General features: G+C 74.9%; 5 protein-coding genes. 4 read left to right on the top strand and 1 reads right to left on the bottom strand.

Annotation, left to right across the window (positions count from 1 at the left end; translation table 11 throughout):
• A partial coding sequence (locus GTR00_RS14350) for a LacI family DNA-binding transcriptional regulator (RefSeq protein WP_166612287.1) occupies positions 1-1,067 on the bottom strand: 1,067 nt, incomplete at its 3' end.
• A 198-nt stretch (positions 1,068-1,265) separates the two neighbouring features.
• Here GTR00_RS14350 and GTR00_RS14345 point away from each other — a divergent pair.
• The 4 genes from GTR00_RS14345 to GTR00_RS14330 all read left to right on the top strand — a co-directional run bounded on the left by GTR00_RS14345 (position 1,266) and on the right by GTR00_RS14330 (position 4,919).
• Positions 1,266-2,126 carry a PfkB family carbohydrate kinase gene (locus tag GTR00_RS14345; RefSeq protein WP_205705816.1) on the top strand — a complete coding sequence of 287 codons (861 nt, stop codon included), beginning with the start codon at positions 1,266-1,268 and terminating at the stop codon, positions 2,124-2,126.
• Between the two features lie 28 nt (positions 2,127-2,154).
• On the top strand, positions 2,155-3,180 hold the full coding sequence (locus GTR00_RS14340; protein WP_166612286.1) for an SIS domain-containing protein: 1,026 nt from the start codon (positions 2,155-2,157) through the stop codon (positions 3,178-3,180).
• Between the two features lie 52 nt (positions 3,181-3,232).
• On the top strand, positions 3,233-4,126 hold the full coding sequence (locus GTR00_RS14335; protein WP_166612285.1) for an ABC transporter substrate-binding protein: 894 nt from the start codon (positions 3,233-3,235) through the stop codon (positions 4,124-4,126).
• 61 nt (positions 4,127-4,187) lie between these two features.
• The gene (locus GTR00_RS14330) at positions 4,188-4,919 is read left to right on the top strand and encodes an amino acid ABC transporter permease (RefSeq protein WP_205705817.1); all 732 of its coding nucleotides are present in this window, start codon (positions 4,188-4,190) and stop codon (positions 4,917-4,919) included.
• Positions 4,920-5,014: the final 95 nt, after the last annotated feature.

The raw sequence follows: 5,014 nt of genomic DNA, 5'->3' as shown, positions 1-5,014 counted from the left end.
ATGCCGGTGAAGCCGTCGGTGAGCTCGGCGGGCAGCAGCTCGGCCACCAGCGGCGGGCGCGGCGGCACGGCGGCCCCGCGCAGCAGCCGCACGAGGGTGTCGGCCGCGGCGACGCCCACGTCGTAGATGGGCTGGCGCACCGCGGTCAGCGGCGGGTCCACCACGCGGGTCCAGGCGAAGTCGTCGACGGTGACCAGCGACAGGTCGCGCGGCACCCGCACGCCGAGGTCCTGCAGGGTCTGCAGCACCACCAGGGCGATGCGCCCGTCGGAGGCGATGAGCGCGGTGGGCGCGTCGGCGCCGCGCAGCAGCTCCTCCACGGCCGCGCGGGTGGCCCGTTCGGAGGCGGCGCCGAAGCGCACCAGGGACGGGCCCACCGGCAGCTCGCGCGCGTCGAGGGCGGCGACGATGCCGCGGACGCGGTCGGCGACCGGGGAGCTGGCCAGGGCCAGCTCCCGGCTCCAGGGCACCCCGGGGTCGGCCAGCGCGGTCAGGTAGGTGATCCGCCGGTGGCCCAGGTCGAGCAGCAGCTCGGTGGCGGCGCGGGTGGCGGTGGCGATGTCGACGTCCACCGAGGGGGCCTCGAAGCCGGGCAGGCGGCGGTCCAGCAGCACGAGCGGGCGCCCCTGCTCGCCCACCTCGCGCAGGTGCTCCACGTGCTGCGAGGACGCCGGCGAGACGATCAGCCCGTCGACCTGCTTGTCGAGCAGCAGCCGCACGCCCTTGCGCTCGGCCTCGACGGCCTCGCCGGTGTTGACCAGGACGACGTCGTAGCCGGCGCGCGCGGCGGTGTCGGAGATCCCGCGCACGGCCAGGGCGAAGTAGTCGTTCTCGATGTCGCCGACGACCACCCCGACGGTGCGCGAGCGGCCGGTGCTGATGCTGCGCGCCAGCTCGTTGGGGCGGTAGCCGAGGTCCTCGGCGGCGGCGAGGACGCGTTCGCGCACGTCCTCGCTGACGGCGCCGTAGCCGCCCAGGGCCCGCGCGGCGGTCGCCTTGGCGACCCCGGCGCGACGGGCGACGTCGGTCACGGTCGCGCGGCGGGCGCGTCCACCGGTGTCGGTCATCGTCCTCCTCGGTCCCCGCCGAACGGGGCGCGAACACTTCGTCACAGCTCGGGAGCAGTTCCCCGTTGACCCGGCTCGACACCGTGGCCTAGCGTCGTCACCAGGCGTTGAGACCGGTCTCAGCGTAGAGGGTGAGACCGGTCTCAATCCACGGTCCAGCTCTCCGCAGGAACACCGCCCCCGACGGGAGGACACCTCGTGAACCCCGCGCACGACCTGCCCGCCCGACCCCGCGACGTGCCGCACGTGCTCGCCGCCGGGGACAACGTCGTGGACCGCTACCCCGCCACCGGCCTGTGCTACCCCGGCGGCAACTGCGTGAACACCGCCGTCGCCGCCGTCCGCGCCGGGGCCGAGGCCGCCTACCTCGGCGCCGTGGCCCCCGACGCGGCCGGGGACCTGCTGCGCGCGGCGCTGGCCGCCGAGGGCGTGCGCACCGACCGGCTGCGCGTGGTGCCCGGGCGCACCGCGCACTGCGTGGTCGAGGTCGTCGGCGGCGACCGGCGCTTCGCCTCCTCCGACCCCGGCGTCTCGCGGTTCACCCCCGACGCCGGCGACCTGGCGCACGCGGCGGGTTTCGACGCCGTGCACGTCGGCCGCTCCAGCGGCCTGGACGGCTGGCTGGCCGCGTTCGCCGCCGCCAGCCGCCTCAGCTACGACTTCGCCCAGGACGGCGACCTCGACCACGTGCGCCGCGTGGCGCCGCTGGCGTGGCTGGCCACGTTCTCCACCGGCCACCTGGGCGAGGACGCCGCCGGCGACCTCGCCCACGCCGCGCTCGGCGCCGGCGCGCGCTGGGTGCTGCTCACCCGCGGCGCCGCCGGCGCCGTCCTCACCGACGGGACCGGCACCTGGCGGGTACCCGCCGCACCGGTGGACCTGGTGGACACCCTCGGCGCCGGGGACGCGTTCACCGCGACCGTCCTCGTCGGCCTGCTGCGCGGCACCGACCCCGCCGCCGCCCTGCGCGCCGCGGCCCGCGCCGCCGCGCGCACCTGTTCCCGGCCGGGCGCCTTCGGGCACCCGGCCCCCGACCCGCTGGCGACCGCCGGCGTCTGAGCACCGCGAACCCCTGGAGGAGAACGACGTGACCGACGGCACCTACCTCGGCCCGCAGCCCGTGGCCGAGGTCCCCGACCTCGCCGGCCCGCTGGAGGCCGTCCTGGAGCAGTGGCAGGACGTGCGGCGCTGGGTCGCCGCCCTGCCGGGGACCACCCGCGTGTTCCTGGTCGGCGCGGGCGGCTCGCACCTGAACGTGCAGGCCGCCCAGTACGTGCTCGACACGGGGGCGCGCGTGCCGGCCAGCGCCGTGAACTCCGACGAGTTCTTCTTCCGCGCCCCGCCGGGCGTCGGGCCCGGCGCCGTGGTGCTCCTGCTCTCCGGCACCGGTGAGACGCCCGAGACGGTGCGCGCCGCGCGGTGGGCCGTCTCCCGCGGCGCGGCCGTGGCCGCGGTGACGCTGAAGGGCGACAGCCCCGTCGCCCGCGCCGCGGGCACCGCGTTCGTCGGCGGCTCCGGCGACGCGAACCAGGTGCTGCTGCAGTTCCTCGCGCTGGCCCTCCTGGAGCGCGAGGGGCAGGACGTCTCCGCCCGCCTGGAGGCGCTGCGCGCGCTGCCGGGCGCGCTGGAGAAGACCGTGCACGCCTTCGAGCAGCGCGCCGCCGAGGTCGTCTCCGTCATGAAGGACGTGCCCGTCACCCACGTGCTGGCCTCCGGCCCGCTGTTCGGCCCGGCCTCGGTGCTCACCTCCTGCTACCTGCAGGAGATGCAGTGGATGCACGCCACGACGATCAACGCCGACGAGTTCTTCCAGGGCCCGTTCGAGGTGATCGACTCCACCACCCGCACCATCGTGTTCCTGGGCGAGGACGCCACCCGCCCCATGGGCGAGCGCGTACGCACCTTCCTGGACACCTACTCCGGGCCCACCTGCTACCTGGACACCCGCGACCTGGAGATGCCCGGCGTCGCCGCGGACCAGCGCTCCTTCGTCGCCCCCCTCGTGGTCGCCGCGCTCGTCGCCCGCCTGGCCGCGCACTACGCCGCCCAGCGCGGCTACGCCCTGGCCGGGCGGCGCTACATGTGGACCGTCGACTACGCCATCACCTCCTGACCCGCCCCCACCCGCCACCCGGCTCTCGACCCCGACAGAACGGTTGCTGACCATGCGCGTCCCGACCAGCCGTCCCGGCCGCCGCTCCGTGCTCGCCGCCGCCCTCGCCGCCACCGCCGCGCTGACCGCGAGCGCGTGCGGCGGCGGCAGCGACGCCGCGGCCACCGCCGAGAACCCCCTCGGCCTGCTCGACCCCGGCGCGATCCGCGTGGCCAGCGTGGGCGACATCCGCCCGTACGCCTTCACCGACGCCTCCGGGGAGTTCACCGGCTTCGACGTGGAGCTGTTCCGCGACGTCGCCCGGCGCATCGGCGTGCAGGACGTCACCTTCGTCGGGCAGGACTTCGCGGCCCTGCTGCCGGCCGTGGCCAACGGCCAGTTCGACGTGGGCGTCGCCGCCATCGGCATCACCCCCGAGCGCCAGGAGACCGTCGACTTCTCCGAGGGCTACCTCGCCGGCTACCTGACCGTCCTGACCACGCCGGACAGCGGCATCGCCTCGTCCGACGACCTGGGCGGTGCGCGCCTGGGCGTCGTGCAGGGCACCCTGCAGGAGGCGTACGCGGTGAAGAACTTCACCGGCGCCGAACTGGTGCGCTTCCCGGACAACAACACCGCCGTGTCGGGCCTGAACAGCGGCAGCGTGGACGCGCACTTCCTGGACTACGAGGCCGCCAAGGGCTACGTCGAGCAGTTCGACCTCGTGGACGCCGAGGACATCCCCTCCTTCGACGCCCCCGCCGGTTTCGCCGTGGCGAAGGGCAACGCGGCGCTGAAGGAGGAGCTGGACTCCGCGCTGCGCGCGGCCATGGAGGACGGCACCTGGAAGGCGCTGTACCAGGAGTGGTTCCCCGGCTCGCCGATGCCCGAGCAGTACCTGCCCAGCGCCGAGCGCACGTCCTCGCCCTCGACGTCGGCGTCGTCCTCGCCCACCGCGACGAGCTGAGGGGAGCGCTGCCGTGACCTGGTTCGACAACCTCACCCGCACCTTCCTCGACACCGGCGCGATGCTCGAGGTCCTGCCGCAGATGCTGACGACGGGGCTGAGGAACACGCTGGTCATCTCGATCGCGGCCACCGTCACCGGCACCGTGCTGGCGATGGTGCTGGCGATCATGGGGATCTCCCGGTCGCGCTGGCTGCGGGTGCCCGCCCGCGTCTACACCGACGTCTTCCGCGGCCTGCCGGCGATCGTGACGATCCTGCTCATCGGGCAGGGGTTCAGCCAGTTCAGCCGCGAGCTCTTCGGGCCCTCGCCGTACCCGCTGGGGATCCTCGCGCTGGCGCTGATCTCCAGCGCCTACCTCGGGGAGATCTTCCGCGCCGGCATCCTGGCCGTGGACAAGGGCCAGCTGGAGGCGTGCCGGGCGCTGGGCATGAGCTACGGCACGGCGATGCGCCTGGTCGTCGTCCCGCAGGGCGTGCGGCGGGTCCTGCCGGCCCTGGTGAACCAGTTCATCGCCATCGTCAAGGACTCCTCGCTGGTGTACTTCCTCGGCCTGCTCACCAGCGAGCGCGAGCTGTTCCGCGTCGGGCAGGACGCCGCCGTCCTGTCCGGCAACCTCTCCCCCCTCGTGCTCGCCGGGGTGTTCTACCTGATCATCACGGTGCCGCTGACGCACCTGGTGAACGTCGTCGACGAGCGGTTCCGCACCGGCCGCCGCCGTCCCACCACCGCACCGCGCAGCGGCCTCGACGAGGTCGCCGAGCTCGCCGGCACCCGAGGGAGCGCCTCGTGACCAGGACCACCGCCACCCCCCGCTCGGCGTTCAGCTGCTCCAGGATGCGCATGACCTCGGCGCCGTTGCGGCTGTCGAGGTTGCCGGTGGGCTCG

It is taken from the genome of Kineococcus indalonis (assembly GCF_009906395.1).
Lineage (GTDB): Bacteria > Actinomycetota > Actinomycetes > Actinomycetales > Kineococcaceae > Kineococcus > Kineococcus indalonis.
This window is presented reverse-complemented; position numbering and strand designations above follow the sequence as displayed.

Bases quoted from the DNA above. Each gene is read 5' to 3' on its own strand.
- GTR00_RS14335 (WP_166612285.1), top strand. From the start codon at position 3,233: ATGCGCGTCCCGACCAGCCGTCCCGGCCGCCGCTCCGTGCTCGCCGCC.
- GTR00_RS14330 (WP_205705817.1), top strand. From the start codon at position 4,188: ATGCTCGAGGTCCTGCCGCAGATGCTGACGACGGGGCTGAGGAACACG.